General features: G+C 41.8%; 22 protein-coding genes and 1 tRNA gene. 9 read left to right on the top strand and 14 right to left on the bottom strand.

The window, feature by feature from the left end; translation table 11 throughout:
• From mrdA to leuS, 6 genes are all read right to left on the bottom strand, one after another.
• Positions 1-1,899: a penicillin-binding protein 2 gene (mrdA, locus tag FM019_RS06090; protein WP_143835039.1), complete on the bottom strand. Its 1,899-nt coding sequence runs from the start codon at positions 1,897-1,899 to the stop codon at positions 1-3.
• Between the two features lie 2 nt (positions 1,900-1,901).
• The gene (rlmH, locus tag FM019_RS06085; protein ID WP_143835038.1) at positions 1,902-2,372 is read right to left on the bottom strand and encodes a 23S rRNA (pseudouridine(1915)-N(3))-methyltransferase RlmH; all 471 of its coding nucleotides are present in this window, start codon (positions 2,370-2,372) and stop codon (positions 1,902-1,904) included.
• Positions 2,373-2,384: 12 nt separating this feature from the next.
• Entirely contained in the window at positions 2,385-2,702 is a 318-nt protein-coding gene (gene rsfS, locus FM019_RS06080) for a ribosome silencing factor (protein WP_143835037.1), read from the bottom strand.
• Between the two features lie 124 nt (positions 2,703-2,826).
• Complete coding sequence (gene holA, locus FM019_RS06075) at positions 2,827-3,852, bottom strand: DNA polymerase III subunit delta (RefSeq protein ID WP_143835036.1); 1,026 nt, start codon at positions 3,850-3,852, stop codon at positions 2,827-2,829.
• Positions 3,852-4,379 (bottom strand): LPS assembly lipoprotein LptE, encoded by a 528-nt coding sequence (gene lptE / locus FM019_RS06070; protein ID WP_260681549.1) that lies wholly within the window; start codon positions 4,377-4,379, stop codon positions 3,852-3,854. Before lptE ends, holA begins: the two co-directional genes overlap by 1 nt.
• Before the next feature lie 4 nt (positions 4,380-4,383).
• A complete protein-coding gene (gene leuS / locus FM019_RS06065) occupies positions 4,384-6,987 on the bottom strand; it encodes a leucine--tRNA ligase (RefSeq protein ID WP_143835035.1) in 2,604 nt (867 codons plus the stop codon).
• A 278-nt stretch (positions 6,988-7,265) separates the two neighbouring features.
• Here leuS and FM019_RS06060 point away from each other — a divergent pair, with 278 nt between their 5' ends.
• Both FM019_RS06060 and FM019_RS06055 read left to right on the top strand, forming a co-directional pair.
• On the top strand, positions 7,266-9,650 hold the full coding sequence (locus FM019_RS06060; RefSeq protein ID WP_143835034.1) for a Lon protease family protein: 2,385 nt from the start codon (positions 7,266-7,268) through the stop codon (positions 9,648-9,650).
• A gap of 44 nt (positions 9,651-9,694) precedes the next feature.
• The gene (locus FM019_RS06055) at positions 9,695-10,183 is read left to right on the top strand and encodes a peptidylprolyl isomerase (protein ID WP_143835033.1); all 489 of its coding nucleotides are present in this window, start codon (positions 9,695-9,697) and stop codon (positions 10,181-10,183) included.
• A 71-nt stretch (positions 10,184-10,254) separates the two neighbouring features.
• Here FM019_RS06055 and FM019_RS06050 read toward each other — a convergent pair whose 3' ends face one another.
• The 6 genes from FM019_RS06050 to yhbY form a co-directional block, all read right to left on the bottom strand.
• On the bottom strand, positions 10,255-11,997 hold the full coding sequence (locus FM019_RS06050) for a GGDEF domain-containing protein (protein ID WP_143835032.1): 1,743 nt from the start codon (positions 11,995-11,997) through the stop codon (positions 10,255-10,257).
• Positions 11,998-11,999: 2 nt separating this feature from the next.
• On the bottom strand, positions 12,000-12,239 hold the full coding sequence (locus FM019_RS06045) for a hypothetical protein (protein ID WP_143835031.1): 240 nt from the start codon (positions 12,237-12,239) through the stop codon (positions 12,000-12,002).
• Positions 12,240-12,314: 75 nt separating this feature from the next.
• Entirely contained in the window at positions 12,315-13,124 is an 810-nt protein-coding gene (locus tag FM019_RS06040) for an SAM-dependent methyltransferase (protein WP_143835030.1), read from the bottom strand.
• Positions 13,125-13,210: 86 nt separating this feature from the next.
• Positions 13,211-13,756 (bottom strand): GNAT family N-acetyltransferase, encoded by a 546-nt coding sequence (locus FM019_RS06035; RefSeq protein ID WP_143835029.1) that lies wholly within the window; start codon positions 13,754-13,756, stop codon positions 13,211-13,213.
• A complete protein-coding gene (locus FM019_RS06030) occupies positions 13,756-15,078 on the bottom strand; it encodes a pepsin-like aspartic protease (protein WP_143835028.1) in 1,323 nt (440 codons plus the stop codon). The genes FM019_RS06035 and FM019_RS06030 overlap by 1 nt, the downstream gene beginning before the upstream one ends.
• 62 nt (positions 15,079-15,140) lie before the next feature.
• Positions 15,141-15,437, bottom strand: a complete 297-nt coding sequence (gene yhbY / locus FM019_RS06025; RefSeq protein ID WP_143835027.1) for a ribosome assembly RNA-binding protein YhbY — start codon at positions 15,435-15,437, stop codon at positions 15,141-15,143.
• Positions 15,438-16,007: 570 nt separating this feature from the next.
• Between yhbY and ftsH the strand changes: the two genes are divergently transcribed.
• The 6 genes from ftsH to FM019_RS05995 all read left to right on the top strand — a co-directional run bounded on the left by ftsH (position 16,008) and on the right by FM019_RS05995 (position 21,540).
• Positions 16,008-17,951, top strand: coding sequence for an ATP-dependent zinc metalloprotease FtsH (gene ftsH, locus FM019_RS06020; RefSeq protein ID WP_143835026.1), 1,944 nt, complete (start codon positions 16,008-16,010; stop codon positions 17,949-17,951).
• Between the two features lie 94 nt (positions 17,952-18,045).
• A complete protein-coding gene (gene folP / locus FM019_RS06015; RefSeq protein ID WP_143835025.1) occupies positions 18,046-18,879 on the top strand; it encodes a dihydropteroate synthase in 834 nt (277 codons plus the stop codon).
• A gap of 12 nt (positions 18,880-18,891) precedes the next feature.
• Positions 18,892-20,232 carry a phosphoglucosamine mutase gene (gene glmM / locus FM019_RS06010; protein ID WP_143835024.1) on the top strand — a complete coding sequence of 447 codons (1,341 nt, stop codon included), beginning with the start codon at positions 18,892-18,894 and terminating at the stop codon, positions 20,230-20,232.
• Between the two features lie 112 nt (positions 20,233-20,344).
• The gene (gene tpiA / locus FM019_RS06005; RefSeq protein ID WP_143835292.1) at positions 20,345-21,076 is read left to right on the top strand and encodes a triose-phosphate isomerase; all 732 of its coding nucleotides are present in this window, start codon (positions 20,345-20,347) and stop codon (positions 21,074-21,076) included.
• A 9-nt stretch (positions 21,077-21,085) separates the two neighbouring features.
• Positions 21,086-21,439, top strand: a complete 354-nt coding sequence (gene secG, locus FM019_RS06000) for a preprotein translocase subunit SecG (protein WP_143835023.1) — start codon at positions 21,086-21,088, stop codon at positions 21,437-21,439.
• Positions 21,440-21,455: 16 nt separating this feature from the next.
• Positions 21,456-21,540, top strand: a tRNA-Leu gene (locus tag FM019_RS05995).
• A gap of 86 nt (positions 21,541-21,626) precedes the next feature.
• Here the strand turns inward: FM019_RS05995 and FM019_RS05990 are convergent.
• Entirely contained in the window at positions 21,627-21,899 is a 273-nt protein-coding gene (locus FM019_RS05990) for a hypothetical protein (protein WP_143835022.1), read from the bottom strand.
• 143 nt (positions 21,900-22,042) lie between these two features.
• On the opposite strand from FM019_RS05990, the gene FM019_RS05985 reads away from it, so the two are divergent.
• The gene (locus FM019_RS05985) at positions 22,043-22,411 is read left to right on the top strand and encodes an MmcQ/YjbR family DNA-binding protein (protein ID WP_143835021.1); all 369 of its coding nucleotides are present in this window, start codon (positions 22,043-22,045) and stop codon (positions 22,409-22,411) included.
• 10 nt (positions 22,412-22,421) lie between these two features.
• Here the strand turns inward: FM019_RS05985 and FM019_RS20795 are convergent, their stop codons facing one another.
• Positions 22,422-25,280, bottom strand: a complete 2,859-nt coding sequence (locus tag FM019_RS20795) for a DUF5060 domain-containing protein (RefSeq protein WP_185969208.1) — start codon at positions 25,278-25,280, stop codon at positions 22,422-22,424.
• Positions 25,281-25,451 lie beyond the last annotated feature (171 nt).

The following is a 25,451-nucleotide window of genomic DNA, read 5'->3' as shown; positions in this document are numbered from 1 at the left end:
TCACTGCGCTTCATCGGTGGAAGACGCCAATTTGGCAATCTGTTCTTGTTTGTCTTGAAAGTAAAAGTCGAGAATGTTTCTGGCGATCGGTGCAGCTTGAGAACCGCCACCGCCGGCATTTTCCAATGCTACAGAAATAGTAATTTCAGGGTTATCGTAAGGGGCAAAGCCAACATACATTGCGTTATCTCGATGTCGCTCATTTATTTTTTCAGCATCGTAGGTTTCGTCTTGCGCAATACTAACCACTTGCGCCGTGCCGGTTTTTCCCGCAGAGATATAAGGAGTATTGGCGAATGCAGTACGAGCCGTTCCATGAGGCTCATAAATGACACCCAGCATGGAGGCGAGGACGAGATTCCAGTTCTCAATGTTTTTGACCTCAATTGGCTTTAATGATTTTTGTGGTTCGAGTAGAGTCTCTCCATTGACTATCTTTCCTCGCAGAATCTGTGGAACCGTTCTTTCCCCTTTGTTTATTAGAGCATTAACTGATTTAGCCAACTGCAAAGGTGTCGCTGTCCAGTAACTTTGTCCAATCCCAACTGAAATGGTGTCTCCGATATACCAGGGTTCATTGTATCTAGCTTTTTTCCAGCCTCGGCTGGGCATGTTGCCGTCAGATTCTTCATATAGATCGATCCCGGTATAATCACCGAAACCAAAATGTGTCATATGTTCGTTAATTTTATCGATACCGAGATGATAGGCGAGGTCGTAAAAGAAAAAATCGCAAGACACTTCGATAGATTTTTTAGCATTAACCAGACCATGACCCCAAGGTACCCAGTCGCGCCAAACATGGGAAACATTTTTTAGTTGATAACGACCGTTATCAAACATTTCAGTATCTTGATCTATGACGCCTTCTTCCAATCCTGCTAGCGCAAGATGGGGTTTTATTGTAGATGCTGGCGGGTACTGACCTTGAGTTGCACGGTTGATCAGTGGTTTATCAGTGGAACTCAATAAATAATTGTATCGTTTGCTACTAATACCATGGACAAAATAATTCGGGTCATAACTGGGGTTACTGTACAAAGCAAGCACGCCACCGGTTTTTGCGTCTAAGGCAACAACAGAAGCTCGGGTTTCATCCAGTTGGCGTTGGATTTCCAGTTGGAGTTTAACATCTAGATTGAGCACGATGTCTTGGCCGGGTGTCGGCGGCTGGAAGTCGAGCGTGCGAATAATACGTCCTTTACTGTTAATTTCGACTTCCTGATAACCTACGTTTCCATGTAACAAAGCCTCGTGATAACGTTCAACACCCAATTTCCCAATATCATGAGTCGCAGCATAATTAGCTTCATTGCCAGCTTCATTAAGCTTTTGTAAGTCTTTTTTATTGATCCGTGCGACGTATCCTAAAACATGTGTTAATGCACTACCATATGGGTAATGACGGGCCAATCGGGCCTCGATAGAAACACCGGGGAATTTGTGTTGGTGAGCAGAAAACACCGCAACTTCTTTATTTGATAAGCGATTTTTAAGGGAGATCGGTTTAAAACGTCGCTGTCGTTTCATGTTTTCTCTGAAATCATCGATATCATCTTGTTCGATGTATAATAACGAGGCGAGTGACGCAAGGGTTGCATCTAAATCTTCTATTTCTTCGGGTGTTACATCCAAGGAGAATACCGGTCGATTTTCAGCTAATAGTATTCCGTTGCGGTCGTAAATAAGGCCACGATTTGGCGCAACAGGTAGCACCTTTATTCGATTTCCATTGGAACGGGTTTGATAGTCTTCATGGCGTTCAACCTGAAGGTAGTACAAATTGCTCACTAACAGCAACATCATTCCCATTACTAAAAGCATGGCAATAAACGAGCGCCGAGCAAACAAATTTGCCTCAGCTGTGTGGTCTTTTATTGCTATTCGTTTAGGCGCCAAAATTATTCTCGGTGATAAGGATGATTGGTATTGATTGACCAAGCGCGATATAAACTTTCCGCTACGATAACGCGAACAATGGGGTGTGGCAGTGTTAGTGGCGATAAGGACCACTTTTGTTCGCTTGCTTGAATACAGCTCGGAGCTAACCCTTCTGGTCCTCCGATTAACAAACTAATATCACGGCCATCCATTTGCCACTTAGTTAAATTTTGTGCAAGCTGAGGAGTGGTCATTGCCTGTCCTGTTACTTCAAGGGTTATGATTTTATTTCCTTTGGGTACAGCGGCGAGCGTTAGTTCCCCTTCTTTTTGCAAAATGCGTTTAATATCAGCGTTTTTACCGCGCTTGCCAGCTGGAATTTCGGTAAGGCTTAAGCTGATGTCTGCGCTGAATCGCCTCTCATATTCACGATAGCCTGATTCTACCCAAACCGGCATTTTACTGCCAACAGCAATCATTTGAATACGCATGTTATGGGCCGCTTAACTCCAAAGTTTTTCTAACTGATAGAAGTCTCGGGTGTCATCTTGCATCACATGAACAACAATTTCGCCCAAATCTACCAACACCCATTCACCTTCTTGTTGTCCCTCGACACTTAAAGGTGCATGGCCAGCTTGCTTAGTCTCATAAACGACATTTTGTGCAATCGAAACCACATGTCGCTTAGAGTTTCCAGAGCAAATGAGCATGTTGTCGGTTACGGTGGATTTTTCGCTCACGTCGATATCAACAATATCCCTTGCTTTTAAATCTTCCATTTTATCAATGACAAACTGTTTAAATTCTTTACTATCCAAAAGGTTTCCTCTAAAAATTAATTAACCTATGTTTCGCTCTAGTGTAACAGAATCCTTTTCTACACGCAGTGCCATCCGCTTCGGTAAGATAGGTGTTTTTACTTTAAACTAGGTTAGCTGGGGGTCAATCATGCATCGTTATGGCAGATAAATCACAAGGTATAAACAACAAACACAGGTGACATAACTCAATGTAAGGGCGCACAACTGCGGACTGCTTGAATCTTTGGTCTGCTAGTTGCAATTTATTACTGATAGCCAACAACGATTTTTGATCGAGCCTGGTTAATGCAGACTGATATAAACTCTGTCGATTTTTCCAAATTCTAAATTGATTCCAATTAATCGATTTACCAGACCCTTGTAGCTGTTTTAAATGTGATAACGTCTGCCATTCTCGGGTAAGCGCCCAAATAATAATTGTCGGTTCTACACCTTCGGCTTCTAACCGATACAATAACTTAACGGTTTTTAACGGGTCACCTGATAGCAGGACGTCAATGAGTTGGAATACATTAAATCTCGATTGATCAACAATCGCTTTTTCAATTTGTTGGTCACTGACCTGACCGTCAGGAAAAGACAATAGTAATTTATCTACTTCCTGTTTCGCAGCTAACAGGTTGCCTTCACAAAATTCACTGATTAATTTTGCGCTGGAAGGTGAACTATTGATACCAATCTGCCGCATGTAATTGCCGATCCAATTTTGCAGCTGTTGTCCTTCCAAAGGGTAGCAAGGAATATATACGCCATTTTTATCTAATGCTTTGAACCATTTGGAATTCTGAACATCTTTACCAATTTTACCGCCGTGTATCACGATCAATGTATCTGGGTTTGTCGCATCGGCAATCTCTTTGAGTATTTTACTGCCTTCTGCTCCAGGCTTCCCAGTGGGTAACTCCAATTCAATAAATTGCTTATCACTAAAAAGAGACAGGCTCTGAGTCGCTTCGACCAATGCGTTCCAACTAAATTGTTGATCCACTGAGAGGTGTTGACGCTCGTCAAAGCCTTGCTTGAACGCAAATTTACGAATTTGTTCAATGGTCAGCATTTTTTGCAACGGCTCTTCGCCAAAGACCATATAAAAAGGTGATAAGCCTTTTTCGAGATGTGTGTCAAATCGGTTGGGGTAAATTTGCATTAGCTGGTTTGGTTTTCAATGCTAGGCAACATTCTTACGAGGCGATCTACAGCTTGACGTCGAAGTTCGCTTAGTACCAAATCGAGTTCTCTTGATTTAGCTAGTATTGCGTCAGGATCGTCTTGATATTCCCTTGTAACATCAAATTCAAAAGATTGCGCTTCTTTACCCGGAAATATGACTTGAAAACGGATGGTAAGCACCAATTCATATTCAGCGACTTGCCCCGTTGAAAATAACGACAGTAGACGTCTGTCTAGCGAATCAGGCTGTAGGTATATTGCAATCGTTTGCTCTTGCATTTGGGTTGGTTCTGACAACACAAAGGGAATTTGATACAAGGTCAAATACTCTTGCAAGGTTCGTTTCAAGGGCGAGTAATCTTGCCCGGCCATCACATAAATCTGCGAGAAGCCTTCAGGTAAAACTTGCGCTGAACGCAATTTAAACCCACAACCATTAAGCGCCAACATCAATAATAGTAAGATGGCTTTCATTACGAATGTTGGCTTTGTATGATGCTTCATAGGATTAATTCGCCACGATATTCACCAGTTTCCCTGGTACATAAATCACTTTCCTAACAGTTTTACCCTCAGTAAATGGTAAGACATTATGTTGGTTAACAGCCATCTCTTTAACACTTTCTTCCTGCGCGTCGGCTGAGACTGTCATTTTTGCGCGAACCTTGCCATTCACCTGAACAATTATAAGTTTTTCATCTTCAACTAGCGCTTTTTCATCGTAGCTTGGCCAAGTTTCAGTAGCGATTTCGGTTGACTGCCCAAGTTGCTGCCATAAGACATGACAGATGTGTGGTGTAATTGGGTTAAGCATTAGCACCATAGATACAATCCCTTCTCTGACAAGTGCCTTGTCCTGATCAGTTACTTGCGGCGCTTTTTGGAGCGCATTCAATAACTCCATGATCGCAGCAACGGCAGTGTTAAAGGTTTGTCTGCGACCGATGTCGTCACTAACCTTTTGGATACTTTTGTGGATCACTCGACGCAAGTTTTTTTGATCAGGAGTTAACGTAGCTGAATCAAGTTGTTGCGCATGTCCTAAAGCAACATGGTCTTGCACTAATTTCCAAAAGCGCCTCAAGAATCGATTCGCGCCTTCAACACCCGAGTCAATCCACTCAAGGGTTTGTTCAGGTGGTGCGGCGAACATTGTAAATAAACGAATAGTATCTGCACCGTAAACGTCGATAACTTGTTGTGGGTCAATTCCGTTGTTTTTCGATTTCGACATTTTTGTCATACCACCAAATTCAACGGCTTTTCCATCGGCTAACAAAGTTGCTTCGACAACTCGGCCTTTATCGTCTTTAACTGTTTTCACATCAGCAGGGGAGTACCAGGTTTTTTTCCCTTTACTATCTTCTCGATAAAATGAATCAGCCAGAACCATTCCTTGGCACAGTAACTTTTTATAGGGTTCATTAGACTCAACTAACCCTTCGTCCCTCAATAGCTTGTGGAAAAAACGAGAATACAATAAGTGCAATATGGCATGTTCGATACCCCCGACATATTGATCAACAGGTAGCCAATAGTTCGCTTGCTCTGGAGAAAGCATGGCCTGATCGTTTTTTGCACAGGTATAGCGAGCGTAATACCATGAGGATTCCATGAATGTATCGAAAGTATCAGTCTCTCGCTGTGCTGGTTGTCCGTCGTATTCCGTTTGTGCCCACTTAGGATCTGATTTGATCGGTGAAATGACCCCATCCATCACGACGTCTTCAGGTAATACAACGGGAAGCTTGTCTGCAGGAACCGGGACTGAATCACCGTTTGCTAGATTCAACATCGGAATAGGCGTACCCCAATAACGTTGTCTGGAAACTCCCCAATCACGTAATCGATAATTGACCGTACGTTTTCCTTTTTCCTGGTTTTCTAAAACTTTGGCAATTTCGTCAAAAGCTTGCTCTGAGGTGAGCCCATTAAATTGTCCAGAGTTTATCAAACGTCCTTTTTCGGTATAGGCTTGTTGTTCGATATTACAAAGATCATCTCCATCTTCTGTGGGTTCAATGACTTGACGAATTTCTAGGTTATATTTGGTGGCAAATTCGAAATCTCTCTGGTCATGTCCGGGTACCGCCATTACTGCACCAGAACCATAGTCCATGAGGACAAAGTTTGCGGTCCAAATTGGTACCTTAACTCCTGAAATAGGATGTACTGCAAACAATCCGGTGGCGCAGCCTTTTTTCTCCATTGTCGCCATTTCTGCTTCAGCAACTTTTGAGTTTTTACATTCGTCAATAAACGCCGCTAATTCTGAGTTGGTCTTTGCCGCTTCTAATGCAATAGGATGTGTTGCGGCAACAGCAACATAAGTGACACCCAGCAATGTATCGGGTCTGGTCGTGTAAACGTCAAAATCAGCAATATCTGAAATCTTTTCGCTTAGTGTAAAGGTGATTTCTACGCCTTCTGAACGACCAATCCAGTTTTTTTGCATTGCCTTTACTTGCTCAGGCCACTGATCAAGCTGTTCCAAATCTTGTAACAATTCTTCCGCGTAGTCAGTGATTTTGATAAACCACTGGGGAATTTCTTTTTGTTCTACTACCGCACCAGAGCGCCAACCGCGGCCGTCTATTACCTGTTCGTTAGCTAACACTGTATGATCAACTGGGTCCCAGTTTACCGTTGCATTTTTTTTGTAAACCAAGCCTTTTTCGTAAAGGCGGGTAAAAAACCATTGTTCCCAGCGATAGTAATCCTGTTTACAGGTAGCGACTTCACGATCCCAATCGTAGCCAAAACCTAACGACTTCAATTGGGTTTTCATATATTCAATGTTTGAGTAGGTCCATTTTGCCGGTGCAGTATGATTGCTTATCGCTGCATTTTCTGCAGGTAATCCAAAAGCATCCCACCCCATCGGCTGTAAGACGTTTTTCCCTTGCATCCTCTGATAGCGACTTATTACGTCACCTATGGTGTAGTTGCGAACATGACCCATATGCAAGCGACCACTAGGGTAAGGAAACATCGATAGGCAATAAAATTTTTCTTTTTTATCGTCTTCGATCGCAGTAAAAATTTTATTTTTTTCCCAATGCTGCTGAACCTGTGATTCAATTTGTTGCGGGTCGTACTGATTTTCGGCCATTAAAACGGTTTTCCAAAACTTGAATTATTTAAAAAGTAGCGGTTGAGGCCATATTTGGCGTCAATTATCTATTTTTACAAGAATACCTTAGCTACTGCCTGTGGAACAATACTTAATACCATATCTTTAATCGAAATAGACTAAACATCCCTTGACGGATTAAATTCCATCAAAATGCTGCATTTTTAGACGATTGTTTTTCACAGTTCATTGGGACCAGTTGACACACCTTGTTTTACGGGTTTCACTGTTAGAAATAGTTTAGAAGTCTCAAGGTTATGTCGGAACACCACACACTGAGTCCATCCCAACTTACTGCCATACCCAGTCGCCGTATGGTCAATCAGGCGCTCAAAGATGACAGCGTCTTGCAAGCCACGTTTATCGGCCAACAAAGAGCTCGTGAAGCACTGTCTTTTGGGCTGGGGATCCACGCCAAAGGATATAATCTTTATGTTATGGGGGAGCACGCTACTGGGCGTTATACACTTGTGCATGAACATATTGCCGACACTGTCGACTCAGTACCAACGTCTGATGAGTGGTGTTACATCAATAACTTCGAAGACGAAAGAAGACCTTTTTGCCTAAGGTTAAAACCCGGTGAGAGTAAGGCACTTCATAAAGATATGGAAAACTTGATTGACGAGTTGATGGACACGTTTCCTGCAGCCTACGATAACCCTGGTTATCAACGCAAAAAAGCATCCATAACTCGAGAATTTGAGCAACGTTACGATCATGCGATTGACGAGGTTGAGCAGTATGCGCAATCTAAAGGTGTGGCGCTTTATGAAGATGGGGGAACTATAAGTTTTTCTCCTATTGTCGACGGGAAACCGATAAATGACGCCGAGTTTGCCAAACTTAGTGACGAAAAACGGCAATATTTTTATGAACTTATCGATCATTTAGAAGATCGCTTGAGTGAAGCTCTAATTGAATTGCCAAAATGGAAACGGCTTTCCTCAGAACAACTAAGGAAATTAAAGAGTGACACGGCAGAGCAGGGCATTCGTCCTTTACTAAAATCCCTCGAACATAAGCATGCCAACGATTTAGCCATTCTAAAATTTTTACGCCAATTAAAATCTCATTTAATTGAAACCATAGTAGAAGTGCTAGTCCCTGACCAAAAAGATGATAAGCAAGACGAATATGACAAACGGGAAATTTTTGAAGAACAATACCTGCCAAACATTTTGGTTTCTCATGAGTTAAACGACAGCGCCCCTGTGGTGTATGAACCGAATCCAACACATCAGAATCTATTTGGTAAGGTTGAGTACACTAACCTTCAAGGTTCGATGTATACCAGCTATAGAATGATCCGCCCAGGGGCCCTGCACCGCGCTAATGGTGGTTTTTTGTTATTAGATGCTGACAAAATGATTGAACAACCTTATGTTTGGGATTCATTAAAGCTTGCGCTCAAATTTGGTGAGCTAAAGATGGAATTACCACAGCTGGATGTAGGGATGGTTAATTCGATGACGCTAAACCCGCAACAAATCCCACTTGATGTCAAAGTTGTCTTGTTGGGTTCTCGCGAGTTGTATTACACACTGCAAGACTACGATGAGGAATTTGACGAATTATTTCGTGTTCTGGTGGATTTTGACCATGAAATTCCACTAAGTAAAAGCACCTTGTTTGATTTTGTTGGCCGGGTGCGGTTGCACGTTAAGTCATTGGGGCTTGAAGGTGTTACAGCTGGGGCAATGCACCGTTTAGTCGAATATAGTATGCGCTTGGCAGAGCATCAGGAGCATTTGTCAGCAAGGTTTTCTGATGTCATCGAGCTGATCAACGAAGCACATTATTTTTGTTTGCAACAAAAACAAAGTGAGATTCATGTTGATCACATTGAGCAAGCGCTGTTGGCTAAGACTGTGCGTACTGGCCGTGTCAGCCAGTCTTTGTTAGAAGATATTAAGAATGGTCAGATTCTGATCGCAACCTCTGGTACTCGTGTAGGTCAAGTCAACGGCTTAACAGTTTTGGAAATAGGCGATAGTGTTTTTGGTACGCCAGCAAGAATCACCTCTACGGTGTATGCAGGCGGTAGTGGTGTTATCGACATAGAGAGAGAAGTTGAACTAGGGCAGCCAATCCACTCTAAAGGGGTTATGTTGTTAACGGGCTACTTGGGGCACAAATATGCACAGTATTTTCCATTAACGCTCTCTGCAAATATCGCTTTAGAGCAGTCATATGGTCATATTGACGGAGACAGTGCTTCACTGGGAGAATTGGTTGCATTGATTTCTGCGTTGATAGATATACCTACTCGGCAGGATTTAGCGATTACAGGTTCAATAAATCAATATGGGGAAGTGCAATCCGTTGGCGGCGTGAATGAAAAAATCGAGGGATTTTTCACCTTGTGTCAGCATCGAGGTTTGACTGGCACTCAGGGCGTTGTGATCCCGCATTCCAATCATTTGAATCTAATGCTAAATAAACACGTTATCCGCGCTGTAGAAAAAGGTCAATTTCATATTTACACGGTTAAAACAGTGGATGATGCAGTGTCATTATTAATGAATAAAGATGCTGGAAAACTAAATTCAAAAGGGCGCTATCCAAAAGGAACAATTAACTATTTGGCTGTGAATCGTTTGTACAATATTGCAAATATTGTTCATGGGGCAGATGAATAAAGATTGACTGCACAAAATGCAAAACATGAATAAGAGTAAACTGAATGACTATTGAAAAAGACAAAGTAGTGAATTTCCACTATCGGATAAAAGATTTACAAGGAACCGAACTAGAGAGTAGTTTTGGGCATGACCCAGCCGCTTATCTGCATGGTCATAATAATATGATGATAGGCATAGAGAAGGCCTTAGAGGGTAAACAAAAGGGCGATGAATTTTCGGTTGAGTTGCCGGCTTCTGAAACCTTTGGTGAAGTTAAAGAAAACGCTGAGCAACGTATATCAGTTAAACATTTACAAGGCGAAAAAAACAAAAAATGGAAACCTGGCATGACAGCAGTCGTTCATACTGACAAAGGTGCTATGGAAGTTTCTATTGTTAAAGTTGGGAAATTCATGGTGACAGTGGATACTAACCATCCTCTTGCCGGGCAAACGCTTTTATTTGATTTAAAAGTAGAAGAAGTCAGAGCTGCTAGCCAAGAAGAAATCGCTCATGGTCACGCACATGGTGTTGGTGGACACCAGCACTAGCTGGCTTCTGCATAGGGATGAACTGCTTGGAGTAGGGTATCTCTCAAGCTATACACTACTCCAGCGATTACTTATTGTAGAGCAGTAATTTGAGTGTCTTTGAACCGATAGACCTTGTTTCGACCAGAATTTTTAGATTCGTACAAAGCGACGTCCGCGCCAGCAAAAAGTTTATCTAGGTTGTACCCACAATCATTAGTATTGGAAACGCCGAAACTTGCAGTGATAGTGAAGGTGTTGTCGGTTTCTGACGTGTCAATTTTTTCAATTGCAACACGACACAATTCTGCTACACGTAACGCTTCGTCGAGTTGACATCCTGGGAGCATAATTGCGAATTCCTCGCCGCCCATCCTGCCAATCAAATCAATGTTACGACACACTAATTTAGCTTCCAAAACAGACTTCCGTAGCGCCCAATCGCCAGTCTGATGTCCAAACGTGTCGTTAACTTTTTTAAAATGATCGAGGTCAAACAGCACAAAACTGACAGGTTGGTTTTGCTGCTGCGCTTGGCGTAAATGTTTTTGGGCTCTGAGGTTAAAATAATGGCGATTACTGATGCCAGTTAACTCATCTGTTTCAGCCATTTTTCGTAATTTTATTTGAATTTTACGACTTCGGTACAACCAGCCAAATAAAAGAAATAACAAACTAAGGGATAACGCCAGGGCAAGTTTATTGTTTTGTGATTGTTCTTTTGCTAATTCAGCCTGCGTTTTAAGTAAGGTGTTTTGCTGATCAAGAAAAGCAATAGTGTTGTCTTGTTCGAGTTTTTCATATTGTGCTTGTTGGAAAGCAAGGCTTCGAGTTTTTGTTTCATCCAAGTAGGCTTTTTCGGCTTCACTATATCGCTTTAGGTATTCGACTGTATCGCGATAATCATTTTTAAATTCAGCAGCTCGATATAATACTTCAAGTGATTTGACGAGTGCTTTAGTTAGGCCGAAATTTTGTATAGATTCGTAAGCTTTTAGCGCATATTCGGTGGCTAAATCTGCTTGTTCCATCGATAAATAATTTTTCGCCATCAAGGCGTAATGTACACCAATAAGTGGGGGGTACTTAGCATCAATGGTGTCAGTTAAAGATTCTGATAATAGCTGCTGTGATTCTTCTATTCGGTTTTCATTAGCAAGTGACTCAGCTATGAAGGTGATTATGACATTGGCAACCAGCTGTTCACTATGCTGCTCACAAAAATCAACACTTTGTTTTGCATAAGTGTAATCTGACAAAATGTTGGCAAGTTCAAATTCTGCTTCAACTTTTGTTTGTCGCGCGAAACATTCTTGTCTAGGCGTAATATCTCGATTGAGTAACTGATTCGATACGTTTAGACCAAGTTGAAATTGTCTGGCTTGATTATAAAAAATGCTCACTACTACGTAGCTTCTATCGATGCTTTTTTGATCCGTAACTTTTTGTCTTTGTTCAAAAAGTCGGTTTATTGCTTTTGCCCCCAGATAAAAGTCACGCTTGATGGCATAAGTATTAACCAAAGAGCCTAATGCTCGAAGTTTAAGGACTTCAGAAGCGTTGCTATTCTCAATTTGTATATAGGATGCAATGGCGTCTTCGACGCGTCCATTGAATGTGTCTCGGTAACCCTTTAAATATCGATAATAGTGTAACTGTTCAGGCGTAAAATTATCCCGAGACAGTTCTATTTCATTCATAACCCCCTCAAAGCCAGAAAAATCCGCACTGCGCATTTCGTCAGCTTTACTCAAAAGGTCATCTAGTTCAGGGTTGGACGCGTAAGCAACCAAATAAAATGTCATGCAAAAAATGACAAATGCAAAAAAACGCATTATCAGTTCTCAGATGTTTTTTCTTCCCCATCATCGTTATCAGGCGCATCTCCTTCTTCTTGCTCTTCATCTTGTTTTTCTGGGAACAATGCACACCAATATTTGCCCTGTTTATCGAGTAAATCCGCGACTTCTTGTTCAGCTCTTTGAGCCAATGGATTGTCGATTACGTTGCTGTCCAACATCGCTATTTTATGTTCAGTATTTAACGCTAATGACTCAATTAACTGTATGGCTGTCATAACTAGACCTTTTGTGGTTATTGCGAATGTAATTACCCTATTATTAAACACTTATGTTCCAATAAGAAAGTAGTATTACCCATTTTTATTTAATTTCTTCGCTCTAAGCAAATTTTGAAGTTTCTCTTGTATTACACCATCTATTTGTCTTGTCTCGTTTGGAGGGATTACCATGGTTGAGTGGTGTTCCACTTTGACGTTGCTAAATTGCGAAAGTGGTATCCATTTTATGCTGGGTTTTTCTGTTGGTAACGTTGCAGACTCGTAAATAGCGACCCGATGTTCCGGCGGGTAAGATTGTAATAAAACATCCATTAACAGTTGCCTGTGATGGCCTTCTGTTTGAAAACTTGATAAGGCCAAATCACCAACAAAGCCTATTTGCCACAATATCAAGTACGCAGCTTGATCAATATTTCTTGTATGACGAATGAATTGGCTGGCTTCATAGTGGGATATTCCATATTCACCCGGGTCAATTCCCATATCAGAATATAAACAGTCTTCGGCAGAGATCCCTGGCTCCATATGCCCATGAAATCCTTCTTCTTTTGCCTTCTCAATCACTTTGTGTGGAGCCCAGGCAAACACGCCAGGATGACCATAAAATGCGCCGACGACTTTTTTATCCTTTCGAACTTCGCCTAACATGGCGTCAACCATTTGCTGGTAACTTATGCGTCGATCTTTTCCCTCTTGATAGAATGGTTGGAGACTGATGGTATTTTCATTCATGCTCTGAAGCCATTGTTCAGCCAAGACATTAGTGACGCCCATAAATACCACATCCGCTTCTTCAATAAACTTGCGAGATAGCGGAGCTAAATGTGCTCCAAGAACCATACCTAGGCCAACACAAACGATACTACCTTGTTTATTTGTCATATTTTAGTTTGCCGTTTTAATAGGTGAATCTGTTGATCTTAGCTTTATAATTTGCAGTTAACTGTGTGAAATATAGACAACATAGATCAGCAAGTTCTTGTTAAGTTATCTAAAAAAGTGTGTTTTTTTATCCTGCAAATTCGTTTATCGGCATTACTTGCCATTGTGTCAATATTGAAATGTAAGAACTTCGCAATGCGGCCAATGGCCTCATTATTTTCTTCGTATTTGGCGTAAGCACTATCCAATCCAAGTTTTTCAAACCCGTAAGTCAAAAGAGTAGTAATGGCCTCTTTCGCTGTACCGTTTCCATAGAATTCAGGGTACAAAAGAATTCCAAATTCAGCAGTGGTGCCATGTAATTGATGATCTTCTTGGGGTAAAAAACCCATAACTCCTAGAGTTGCTCTATCTTTTGGATCAACAACCTTAAAAAAGTGAGCAGGTTGGGTTTGAGTATTACATGTGACCATCTGAAAAAGACGTTTAGCTTCTTGTTCTGATAAAGGTTGCATAATTTTAAGCATGATACCCGGATCACAATACAACGCGGTAAAATGGGTGAGATCTTCTGGTAAAAGTGAAAAATAATGAAAACGAGAAGAAATTAATTGCGGTTCAGCTATGTTCATCAAAGATCATGTCCATGTTGTTTAAAGTGAGCCGCTAGTGCGTCATGGTCTTGATGTAAATCATCGTTAAATTTATGAGGGCTATATCTACGATTTGCGAATTCAATCACGCCATTTGGGCATTTGCTGCGATTGAAAATAGTAAAATAGTTGTTCATCAGTGGGAGTCCAAGAATTCCTTGATTTGGCCAACCTTCCAGTGTGGTGATTTTAAAAGAAATTAAATCTGCTTCGGGGGCATGAGTTTGCCAGTATGTAAAGGGTGACATACTTAGCAAAACACTTTCACCATCTGCGCCTTGAAGTTCAAGTTCAATGTCTGGCCATTCACTAAGCACTATCGAATCCATTGGAATACCAACTTCAACACCAGTAAAAGTAGCAAAGTGCTCTAATATTTCGCTAAAGCTTGAATTAACCTGTTCGAATTGGTTTGTCAGCGCAGCGAACACTTGTTTAGGAAAAATGATTGCAGAAGCCCCAGAATCAACGATTCCATTGGATACATAAGCGTTTTTATAAGATTGTTGAAGCGCTGGAAATGGAATTTTTGAAAAGCCCTTAAGACCAACGGACTTAATATGAACGTTGTAATACTTGTCATGAACCACAGCAACACTTAAAAAATCGTTGTTATGTATGTTATCGTGTTGCTTGGGATTGCCGAGAACTAGTATTCCAGTATTTAGTGGGTGAGTGTGTTGCTGGTCACAAGACAATGATTTGGAGTTGAAAATACTCGAACGGTGCACCACGAAGGCGAATTCATTCGCAACAACTTTATGGGATAACAATTCACTAAAAATGGGCGAAATTTCTTGCTTAGGTAAATCGAACAGTTCCTGTTTCAATGGGGCTTCAGGTTTTTGTTGAAATTGTTCAGGCCAAGGGTAAGTGACAAGTGGGTTAACGTTATATTTTTGTAATAATTTTTCTGCAACTTGGCCAATGTTCAATTCTGCGAACGCTAGGCCCATGATACCGTCAGCTGCCATAAAGGTATCTTTTTTAACATTGTTAGCCAGCGCAATATTAACCTGTTCGACAATAATTGATGTGTGTTGACCAACACTTTTCCCGAGCTGAATATCTGCTTTAACGACTGGACCTGTCCAACTTCCTTCTCCATAAGCCATGTGTTGTATCATTTGCGTTGGATGGAAAGTACCTTTTTCAACAGATTCGGCGATCACCACTAAACTGCTACTGCCTGTATCAACTATCAAGTTTATCGGTGTTTCGATGTTTTCGATGAACACTTGAACCGTGAGATCGCCTTTGGCTAATGCATTGTTTAGTGGGAGCAGCAGAGATTTTGTCATCAATAACGGTTTCGTATTATTTAGCAACTATCGAAGACATGAAGAACAGCCGGGGCAAATAATTAAACCCTTGGAATGTCAATTTTCTTATCGACGCTTTGACGAAACATAACCAATATATGTCCAATAACTTGAAGTTTTTCAGCTTGAGTTTCACGTAAGATAGCGTCCATTATTAACTGCTTTTCTTCACGGTCGTCAGTTGGGACTTTAACTTTGATTAATTCATGGTGATTAATAGCGTTTTCTATTTCTGCCAACACGCCCTCAGTTAAGCCATTGCCACCAAGTTGCACAACGGGTTTAAGAGGGTGTGCCAAGCCTTTCAGATATTGTTTTTGTTTATTAGATAACTTCATTTAGATTATTTCTTACAATTTTATTGATGATCAATGGTTGAAAACCTTTATTCTAACGCCATCTTGGTTTTATACCTAATTTGAATCGTTGTGAAAGGGAAAATAGTCAGGTAACGGTGAATAAATACACAACATCCTGTTCTTGGCAAAGGAAATTGCAATTCATTTTTGAGCGAATAACTGATTTTTTTGACTTTTTTTAAACAGAATCTGGTTAAAAGACGTATGTATTAAGCAGTGACTAAAAAGTGTTTAGTTAGACAGGTAGGTTTTAAGACTTATCACGAGAATCTAAAAATTGGAATGTGTTTGCGACGACGAACTTTTTAGTGCAAACCAAGTCGAAATTGGTTAATCAAATGCTGGTTACCACATGAGTTTTGACAGTAACTTTAAGGCGCTTGATTAAGCGCATTATGAATCAAATTCAATTATCTTTGGTTCATTTAGAGTATGTCCCAGTGGGTTATATCTGGTGGCTACCAAGTTTAAACTGTAGTACTCTTTGGGGTATTGCACTAAAGGCAATAATGCCGGTTGGCAGAATTTAATTAATAGAGGTTTAAAGCGTTGAGCGATATGGCAAAAAATCTGATCCTTTGGTTGGTCATTGCAGTGGTACTGATGTCCGTGTTCAACAGTTTCTCTCCTGGAGATTCAAATCAAACACAGACGGCGTACTCTGAATTTATTCGTGACGTCAACAATAAAGTCATTCGTGAGGCGACGATTAATCCTCAGACTGGTGAAATTAAGGGTATCACCTCAAATGGCGACCGATTTGAAACTCAAATTCCTTATCATGATGATCAATTAGTGTCTGACCTGATCAAAAACGGTGTAAGAGTGGAAGGAAAGCCGCCTGAGCAGCAATCTTTCTTGTCGCAAATATTTATTTCTTGGTTCCCCATGTTACTGCTAATTGGTGTATGGATTTTCTTCATGCGTCAAATGCAAGGCGGCGGCGGTCGAGGGGCAATGTCCTTCGGTAAATCCAAAGCGCGCTTATTAGGCGAAGATCAAATCAAGACAACTTTTGCCGATGTTGCTGGATGTGACGAAGCCAAAGAAGACGTGTCTGAATTAGTTGACTTTCTTCGTGATCCAACCAAGTTCCAAAAGCTCGGCGGGAAAATTCCAAAAGGCGTGTTAATGGTGGGTCCTCCAGGAACTGGTAAAACCCTACTTGCTAAGGCCATCGCTGGCGAAGCTAAAGTCCCTTTCTTCACAATTTCAGGCTCTGATTTTGTAGAAATGTTTGTTGGTGTTGGTGCATCTCGTGTCCGTGACATGTTTGAGCAAGCTAAAAAATCAGCGCCATGCATCATCTTTATTGATGAAATTGATGCGGTCGGGCGCCAACGTGGTGCAGGTCTTGGTGGTGGTCATGATGAACGTGAACAAACACTAAACCAAATGCTCGTTGAAATGGACGGATTTGAAGGTCATGAAGGTATTATTGTTATTGCTGCTACCAACAGACCTGACGTGCTCGATCCTGCATTATTGAGACCTGGCCGTTTTGACCGTCAAGTCGTGGTTGGGCTGCCTGATATTCGTGGTCGTGAGCAGATCTTGAAAGTACACATGCGCAAAGTACCTATTGCTGACAATGTTGAAGCCTCTGTTATTGCTCGAGGAACACCTGGATTTTCAGGTGCAGATCTAGCCAACCTTGTAAATGAAGCGGCTTTGTTTGCCGCACGTTCGAGTAAACGAGTTGTGTCGATGGAAGAGTTCGACAAAGCAAAAGACAAAATCATGATGGGCGCTGAGCGTAAGTCTATGGTGATGTCTGAAGAAGAAAAAACCAATACCGCTTATCACGAAGCTGGCCACGCGATTGTAGGTCGCTTAGTACCTGAGCACGATCCAGTTTATAAGGTTTCTATTATTCCACGAGGTCGAGCCTTGGGTGTGACGATGTATCTCCCTGAACAGGACAAATACAGCCATAGTAAACAACACCTCGAAAGCATGATTTCTAGTCTTTTTGGTGGAAGGATCGCAGAAGCGATAACATTGGGCGAAGAGGGTGTCACGACCGGAGCGTCTAATGATATCGAAAGAGCCACTGATATCGCGCGTAAAATGGTCACTCAATGGGGCTTGTCAAATAAAATGGGGCCGATGCTATACTCTGAAGAAGAGGGTGAAGTCTTCTTAGGACGCAGTATGTCAAAGGCAAAACACATGTCAGACGATACCGCTCGAGCCATCGATGCAGAAATTAAGGCGATTATTGACCGTAATTACGACCGTGCAGAGCAGATCCTCAAGGACAATATGGATATTCTTCATGCGATGAAAGACGCGCTAATGAAGTATGAAACCATAGATGCAAAACAAATCGATGATTTAATGGAGCGCAGACCTGTTAGACAACCTGCAGATTGGGACAGCCGGGATCAGGGGCCGAATGATAAGCCTAAAGGCGGTGAATCGGTTACTAGTGAAGACGATAAACCTTCTGCGCCGACTAACGTTGGCAAGCCAGGCGATATCACCAGCTAATAGATCAACACAAAGATTAGGGTCGATTCAGGTAACTGAACCGACCCTTTTGCTTTTTTAAAAAGCTGGGTTTTACGAAAAAACATGGTCAATTATGCAGTTTAAAAGTGTAAATCTAGATTTATCGGTTCCCCGAGTTATGGGGATCCTCAACGTCACTCCTGACTCTTTCTCCGACGGCGGCCAGTTCTATCAAAAAGAACATGCACTGCGTCAGGCAGAAAAAATGATTAAAGATGGTGCTCATTTTATTGACATCGGTGGCGAGTCAACAAGGCCGGGTGCAAAACCAGTTTCATTGCAAGAAGAATTAGACAGAACAATACCTGCTGTTGAGTCTATAAGTTCAACTTTTGACACTATTGTATCGATCGATACGAGTAAACCTCAAGTAATGCTAGAGGCCGTGGCTGCTGGTGCAGCTCTAATTAACGACGTTCGAGCTCTGCAAGAAGATGACGCTTTACAGGTTGCCGCTAGCACCGGAGCAAATGTTTGCCTAATGCATATGCAAGGACAACCTCGTAGTATGCAAGTTTCCCCGCATTACCATGATGTTGTCGATGATGTCGCCGCATTTTTAGCTGAGCGTGTAGCGGCTTGTGAAGCGGCTGGTATCAGTCGAACTCAAATTTTAATTGATCCCGGATTTGGCTTTGGCAAAACCTTGTCGCATAATTACCAGTTACTTGATAGGTTAGAAGAATTACATTCATTGAAGATCCCTTTGCTAGTAGGCATGTCGCGAAAATCAATGATAGGGAACGTGCTAAAACGAGACGTTAACGATAGACAGGCAGGGAGTATTGCTGCGGCAACCATTGCCTGTATTAAAGGCGCGCAAATCCATCGCGTGCATGATGTTAAAGAAACCGTCGATGCGCTGAAAATTGTGTCGGCAATGCGTACAGATTTTGAGTACAAATAAGGACAAATATAAATGGGCTCAAGAAAATATTTCGGAACTGATGGTATACGTGGCAAAGTAGGTGAAAGTGTTATTCACCCTGAATTTGTAACTAAACTCGGCTGGGCAGCGGGCAAAGTGCTTGCAGGTCAAGGCACCAATAAAGTACTTATTGGTAAAGACACTCGAATCTCTGGCTACATGTTAGAGTCTTGTTTAGAAGCAGGCTTGTCTGCTGCGGGTATTAACATAGGTTTGTTGGGACCCATGCCAACACCAGCTATTGCCTATCTTACTAAAACCTTTCGTTCTGAAGCTGGTATCGTTATCAGTGCTTCCCATAACCCTTTTTATGACAATGGTATTAAATTCTTTTCATCAAACGGTTACAAGTTAGATGACGAAATAGAACTAGCAATTGAAAAACAAATGGATCAACCCATGCACTGTGTGGAATCCAACAAATTAGGCAAAGCATATCGAATAGAAGATGCCGCTGGTCGTTATATCGAATTTTGTAAAGGCACTTTTCCGTCAGAATTAAATTTGAAAAGTCTGAAAATTGTTGTCGATTGTGCGCACGGCGCGACATATCACATTGCCCCCAATGTGCTTTCTGAGCTTGGCGCGGAAGTGATTGAAATCGGGACAGAGCCAGACGGTTTAAATATAAACCATCAAGTGGGTGCAACCTCGATGAAAGCTATTCGAGATGCTGTGCTTGAGCATAAAGCGGACTTGGGATTTGCTCTTGATGGTGATGGCGACCGTATCATGATGGTGGACCACAAAGGTAATGTGGTTGACGGAGATCAACTAATTTATATCATTGCTAGAGATTCTCTTAAATCTGGACGTTTGAACGGCGGTGTTGTCGGAACTTTAATGAGTAATCTTGGTTTGGAGATTGCGCTTAACAAACTTGGTGTTGCCTTTGTACGTAGTAAAGTCGGCGATAGATATGTTATGGAGCTATTGCAAGAGCGAGGTTGGTCAATCGGTGGTGAAAATTCAGGGCATGTGTTGAATCTTAATGTTACCTCGACGGGCGATGGTATTGTGGCCGGACTACAAGTTCTAACGGCAATGCTACGAGCAGATATGACCTTGCACGAATTATGTCAGGGGATGGATATGTATCCGCAAACGCTAATTAATGTACGTTTCAGCGAAGGTCAGGATCCCGTCGAAGATGAATCTGTTAAAACTGCCGTATTAGAGGCCGAAGACAAGCTTGGAAAAAGTGGCCGTGTTTTGTTGCGTAAAAGCGGAACCGAACCATTAATCAGAGTAATGGTTGAGGCAGAGAAACAAGCTGATTCGTTACAGTGGGCAGAACATATTGCAGAAGCTGTTCGTAAATTATGCAGCTAATAACGCATATTGAATAAAAGTGGCCTCGCTACTTGTATATTGACAGCGGGTTAGTTAATATCTCGCCCGCTTTTTCACCGGGCTAAGGGAGTAAGAAGTGCAAAGTCAAAGAATGCCACTCGTGGCGGGTAACTGGAAAATGAATGGCGATGTTGAACTTGCAGAGAAAATGCAACAAACATTCGGTGCCACTTCTATTGAAAATGTTGACATTCTAATATGTCCACCGTTTCCATACCTTAGCAGTTTAAGTAGCGATTCATTTGCTAAAGGGGCTCAAAATCTGAGTCAATTTGCAAAAGGAGCACATACAGGTGAAGTGTCAGCGACTATGTTAGCTGAAGTTGGCTGCCAATATGTGTTGATTGGGCATTCAGAGCGTCGACAAGATAACGGTGAATCTGACGATGTCGTTGCTTTAAAAGTTCAGGCGGCACTAGAGAATAAAATAATACCGGTTCTTTGCGTCGGTGAAACTGAAGCCATTCGTGAGAGTGGTGATTTTTTGAAGTGCATCGCGGCGCAATTGGATAAAGTTATTGCGTTGGTTGGAATAACACAATTTGCCCATATGGTTGTAGCTTACGAACCTGTTTGGGCGATTGGGACAGGCAAAACAGCAAGTCCAGAACAAGCTCAAGAAGTGCATAAGTTTATTCGCCAACATTTAGCGGGATTAAATAGCGAAGTCGCTCAAGGTCTTCGTATTTTGTATGGTGGCAGCGTGAAAGCCGCTAATGCCAAAGAATTGTTTTCACAACCTGATATTGATGGCGGGTTGATAGGTGGAGCCAGTTTGGATCCACAGGAATTTTTGAATATTTGCTTAGCAGCAAAAAGTTAGAGATATAACATGACGTATTTTTACGAAATTTTAATTGTAGTGTATTTGATCGTTGCCTTAATGTTGATTGGTATGGTGCTAATCCAACAAGGGAAAGGCGCAGACATGGGCGCATCTTTTGGTGGTGGCGGTTCTAATACCGTTTTTGGCTCAACCGGATCTGGAAACTTTATGACTAGAACAACTGCTATTTTGGCTACGTTGTTTTTTGTGATAAGCCTAATTTTAGGAAATCAAACGGCTGATAAAGAGAAAGCCATCGATGAGTTTGAAACGCTTGGTATTCCTGGAATTGAACAGCCTGTTGACACAGATGTTCCGGCAACTGAGAATCAGGAACCTGCTGGCGATATTCCAAACTAAGTTAAATTAAGATTTTGCGGATGTGGTGGAATTGGTAGACACGCAGCCTTGAGGGGGCTGTGGCTTCGGCCGTGAGAGTTCGAGTCTCTCCATCCGCACCAATTCAATAAAGCCCAGCAATTGCTGGGCTTTTCATTTTTAAAAGGTAAATGGTTTTTATTGGTATCTTGTTTTATCTAAATGCAGGTTAATCACTATCTTTATGCAAGAATCCTACACCAGATAAGCCTCCCAATCCTAAAAAGAACCCTGAGTCATACCAACCGCCACTGTTGTAGATCGCGTAAACGGCTACTTCATCCATAAATAGAGACAATATCCAAGCTACGGGAAAAATAAAGCCATGCCACAACCCGTACCAGAAGCCAACGGGTTTAATCGTCGCCGCTTGCTCAAATGTCACAGCGTCAGCGCATCCAGTTAACCATAACAACGCTAATATTAAGATGAGTATTTTCATATCGCTCCCTTCGCACAATTCTCTGGTATATCATAGTTCAGCAAAACACTCGTGAATTGCTATAGATCAATAATTTTTGTACTTTAAAAAATGCGGACCAGATTTGCTATCTTAATTAATATTACTTCGTATGGTGGATTTTTATGAAAATTGGATCTGCAAAAGATTATTTACTGGGTTTGCCGTTCAGTGAAGAAACCTACCCATTTGGGCCTGATGTAATGGTCTTTAAAATCAAAGGAAAAATGTTCGCCACTTTGGCCGAGGATGAAGCGGAGGGAAGAATGAACCTGAAATGTGATCCTCACGAAGCACTAATGCTTAGAGATCTGTTCAAGGCGGTCATTCCTGGTTACCACATGAACAAAAAACACTGGAACACAGTTTGTTTAGATGGAACTATCCCACAGGGCGAGATTGAACGCATGATAGACAATTCTTTTTCGCTAGTGGTTAAATCCCTACCTAAAAAAGTGTCACAACATATCCCTTGGGAACAAAAAAGCGCCTGAGCATCAAACTCTAGTTTTGATTTAGTGAGCGCTTTTTAAGCATAACTACCCAGTCCTGATCAGCTGGTTTAGGGGCACTTCCCAGATTTAGCGGTGCTTCATTTAGCAATAACTTTTCATTATTTCCTCTTTGAAGCGCTCCTCCTTCTGCAGGATCGAACCAGAAAATATCATAAGTCCCTTTGCTGGCCTCTTTAAATAGATTGTCAGGAAGCGTTCGTTTTTGATCTAGATAGATAACAAAGGTCCCATCAAAGTTTGCACACAGTGTCTTTGTGTCAGCATTAGTATTTGCATTACAGGGTTTCCTGTTCCAGAACGCAACCTCTGCCTCAAAAAACTGTTTGGCAATTTTCGTCAACCTCCAAAGGTTATCTCTTTGTCGCCAATCTTCAGAAGTGAGGTCGTTATGCGGGTGCTTAGCGCCAAAATACCATTCAACGCCTGCAGCACCACTTAATAACCCGCCCCACAAAACATGTTTTTGCAAAGAATGATGCGCGCTGTCCAATGAATCGGGTAGGGCACCTGTATGCCACATACCAATTTCGTCCATTGTGATTAGCCAAGGGTGCTGTGCCTGGATTGAAGCATGTGTCCAATATTGGATCACATCGTATACCTGCTTTCGATTGTCCACTTGAAGAGAGAGACCATCAATATCCTTAAAACCCAATAGCGGATTTAGAATATCTCCTCGAGTTGGTTCGTGAGAGTGGGTGTGCAGAAGAACTGGGTGATTAAAAGGATCCTGTTGCTTTAAGTAGCTAGACATAGCTTTTCGTTGCGCGGTATTTTGAGCATTGGGTGTCCAATCTGCAAATCCATTCTCTTCACCTAAATTCCACACAAGCCCTAAATGGTGCCCAAACCTAGCTATGAGTTCATTAAAGTAAAGTTTTCTAAGTGGCCCTGTGTCACCTTTGTCTAATAGCATTTCGTTTTCTGTTTCTTGAACAACCATATGCAGTAAAATGCCTTTTTGTTGCATATGTTCGAATAGCACTTCCCATTGAGCGAGTTTACTCACGTCGAATCGAGTAAAGTCTTTGTGATCGAGATAGGGCCACACATCTTTGCCATCGCCAAGAATATTCATAGTGAGAAAATACACTGAATTCATGCCTTGAGATGACAAATAATTTATTGCACCAATGAGTGAACGTCCTTTTTTGTCTCCCCATTGGGGATCTCCTTCAACCCAGTCTGATAAATGTTCGGTGTATTGGTGAAGAGACTTGTTAGGTGCGGCTTCACCCTCGCGGGCTTTTGCAGGTATGACATAGGTATTATCGAAGTCGGTGTACCCCAATAAATTTTCAGGACTATTTGCGCCGACCTTCAGCCAATGTTTGCCAGTGTTTTCAAACATGAAATGGCTATTTTTCGCAATTAATCGACCATTCGCTCGAAAATCATTGCCTTGTTTATCAGTCGGAGTAACTAGAAAACTGCCTATAGCATCTGACAGGTTTATCGTTGGCGTGGCATCGTCGGGCACCTTTATGGCGATATTTTCTGCAGAGTACAAGGTTGCTTCATATTCCCATTCACCTTGTTTGGGTGGGTTGAATTTTACTTGCCAAAGATCACCCGACATTGCGCTTGTTTCAGCAGCGTTCCCGTCAGCGGCATAATAGCCGGGGACAGTGAAGCTTTGTTGACTATGCAAATGTCTGAATTTTACCCATAATTTATAGTGTAAAAAGGGGTTGTAGGCATCAGTTTCAGAAACATTTGGGCCATCAAAATTTAATGTGACGGTATGCCATTGACGGTAAATAGGTATTGAAGGGGCGGGTGGTTTTTGACTGATTTTTATTGCCTTTGCTGGCAGTTGAAGCCGTTCAACTGAGAGTAACTCTGGTTCACCACCGCGGTTTCCTGCTCCTGAAGCGGTATAAACATAACCATCGATAATTGCCGCACCTGTTCCATGTCGTCCAAGATTTAGAGCCGGCCATTTTGTCCATGTACGTTTGTTTAAATCGAATGCTTCTACCTCATTGTGAGCCATTATTTGTTCGTCACTTTCGCCACCTATTACTATTAGCTGGTTCTGCCATACCAGTGCAGATGTGCCAGCACGTTGGGTGGGGATTTCATCAAGGGTAGTCGGTACAAGCCAAAGTTGTTTAGCAAAATCATATACATTGCCATGTGCTATGGTCAGTGAAATATCTTGTTGTGTTTTTTTGGATGTCGTCCTACCGCCAAATGCATAGAGTTTATTTTCATATAACGCTGCCTGAAAATGATCTCTTGCATGAGGTGCGTCGGGCAGTACTGACCATTCACCTGTTTGCGGATCATATTCATCCAACCAAGGCTTATAACCATCCAGGTGACCATTTACAATTCCACCAACAATATAAATCTTGTCATCAAATGCTATTGCGCCTGCACTTCCCCTTTGACGATGCTCTGGAATGTCATCTCCCCACTCAAAATTGTCTTCTTTTGGATCATAAACTAACACCTTCCCGACAGGCGTTTCATTGGGCCAAGGGCCTGTCATTGCCCCCACAATGTATATTTTGCCGTTGTAGGGGACAGGTTGGAAATGATGCAGCTCAATTGGAGGGGTAGCTCCTTCGGACCAGCTATTCGTCTTAGGATCAAAAATACTGGTAGGTTTGATTCCTCGCCCGCCCATTAAATATAGTTTACCACCTATTGTGGTAAAACCTGCTTCGTGGCGAGCATGAGGCGCTCCTATCACTTTTAACTCTTTCCACGCCGATGATGGCTTTTCTACCGGGACGACATTATTTATATGACAGCTAGTCACAACGAAAGAGCTAACAATTAATAGTACTTGCAAAAAACAACGCATTTTATCAAAACCTACAAAGAAATTTATAACCATTGTAAGCGCTTACAATTCATTGTCCAGTGGGTTTTTTAACGTTAATTAGAGGTGCGATATGCGTATGATTTGGGGAGTGAGTTGGAAATCTCATAGCTCAATGATGTGTTTAAAGGTTGATTTACGCCCGTTATAGAACCGCCATATATGAATTTCTTACTCTCAACATAA

This window comes from Aliiglaciecola sp. M165, from assembly GCF_007197995.1.
GTDB lineage: Bacteria > Pseudomonadota > Gammaproteobacteria > Enterobacterales > Alteromonadaceae > Aliiglaciecola.
Note: the sequence above shows the minus strand (reverse complement) of the source record. Positions and strands in the feature narration are given on the sequence as shown.